At 43.2% G+C, this 1,700-nt stretch carries 2 protein-coding genes; both read right to left on the reverse strand.

What is annotated here, in order from left to right:
• Positions 1–89 precede the first annotated feature (89 nt).
• Complete coding sequence (gene tnpB, locus I2G42_RS16150; protein ID WP_195531269.1) at positions 90–1,187, reverse strand: IS200/IS605 family element RNA-guided endonuclease TnpB; 1,098 nt, start codon at positions 1,185–1,187, stop codon at positions 90–92.
• The gene (gene tnpA, locus I2G42_RS16155) at positions 1,187–1,609 is read right to left on the reverse strand and encodes an IS200/IS605 family transposase (protein WP_195531270.1); all 423 of its coding nucleotides are present in this window, start codon (positions 1,607–1,609) and stop codon (positions 1,187–1,189) included. Before tnpA ends, tnpB begins: the two co-directional genes overlap by 1 nt.
• Between the last annotated feature and the right edge of the window lie 91 nt (positions 1,610–1,700).

Here is a 1,700-nt window from a genome sequence, read left to right on the forward strand (position 1 = left end):
AATACCTTACGGTACTGCAATGTCTTACACAGTGTCCACAAGCTATGTTTATCCTGTTCCCGTATGCCCTGCGGTACAGCTTTTCATCTTTATGCAGACTGCATCTGCAGTGCTTTTTTCAGAATATTAATGCCTGCATTCGTATCCCGGTCATGAACTGCATGGCATTTCGGGCACTCCCAGATACGAATGCTCAGATTTTTTATCCGTGGATTTCTGTAGCCGCAAGAGCTGCAGGTCTGACTGCTCGGATACATCGTTGGTACTCTGTGAAGTTCATTTCCATACCAGCTGGCTTTATATTCCAGCATTTCGAAAAACTTTGCCCAGGAAACACTTGCTATGGATTTTGCCAGTTTATGGTTCCGGATCATTCCCTTCACGTTCAGATCCTCGATACAGATGGTTTGGTTTTCGCGCACCAGCATCGTTGACTGTTTCTGCAGGAAATCATTCCGCTGATTGGCTATTTTCTCATGCACTCTGGCTACCCTGAGCCGCTGCTTCCCGCGGTTATGGGAATCTTTCTGCTTCCGGGAAAGTCTGCGCTGTTCTCTTATGAGTTTTCGCATGGAGCGTTCCAGATATCTGGGATTTGATACCGTATTTCCATTGCTGTCAGAATAGAATGCTTTGATTCCGACATCAATTCCAATCGTTCCTCCAGCATTTGGGCGTGGTTCCGGTTTGAAATCAATATTTAAGACTGCAAAATATTTTCCGGCCGGTGTGTACTCAATGGTTACGTGATTAATTTTTCCCACTTCCATCGACTGGCGTATTTTGACAAATCCAAGTTTCGGAAGTTTGATATATCTTCCCACAATACGGATATTATCTTTTTGATTGACCGTTCTGTATGACTGGAACCGGTTATGTTTGCTCTTGAAGGTTGGATAGGAAGCACGTTTTTGAAAGAAATTCACAAAGCTCTGGTCGAGATCCCGCAGAGACTGCTGTAAGGCAATGGAATCTGCTGCTTTCAAAAAAGCAAACTCCTCCTGTCTTTTCAGTTCGGTCAGCATGGCGGAAGTCTGGGTATATCCAATCTTCTTCCCTTCTTCATAGCTTTCCTTGCGCATGGCAAGTCCCCGGTTGTAGATCAGCCGGCAGCATCCCAGCGTCTGGCGGATGAAGTTTTTCTGTTCTCTGTTCGGGTAGATTCTGAATTTGATCCCTTTTTGCATTAGCCCATCTTATCCTTTTGTCTCTGCGATGTTTTCTGGTTTTCGATATACTGTTTTACTGCTTCCAGCGGGGCACCGCCAACGGTAGATACAAAATAGCTGTTTGTCCAAAGCGTCGGCATTTTCGTTTTGAAATGGGGAAATTCCTGTCTTAAAATTCTGGACGTATAGCCTTTGAACGATTTTACAGCTTTGTGGATTCCAAACTGAGGATCTACTTCCAGCAGCATATAAACATGATCCGGCATGATCTCCATTTCCAGAATGTCTACAGAACGATTTGCAGCATACTCTGTGAGCAGCTCCTTCAGCCGGACATCTACACCGTTCGTTAATACTTTTCGTCTATATTTGGGGCACCATACTACATGGTATTTACAGGAATAGACGACATTATTGTTTGATTTATATGTTGTGTTCATGTTTGTATTATACAATGTTTTATCAATTAACACAATTGTTATTTTGTCCATCTTCAATTACTTGCGTAAATTCGATGGACGCGTCTTATAT

The sequence above is a fragment of the Fusicatenibacter saccharivorans genome (assembly GCF_015557635.1).
GTDB lineage: Bacteria > Bacillota > Clostridia > Lachnospirales > Lachnospiraceae > Fusicatenibacter > Fusicatenibacter saccharivorans.

What these genes read in the sequence shown, in the direction of transcription:
- tnpA (WP_195531270.1), bottom strand. Translation starts at nt 1,609, where the DNA reads ATGAACACAACATATAAATCAAACAATAATGTCGTCTATTCCTGTAAA.
- tnpB (WP_195531269.1), bottom strand. Translation starts at nt 1,187, where the DNA reads ATGCAAAAAGGGATCAAATTCAGAATCTACCCGAACAGAGAACAGAAA.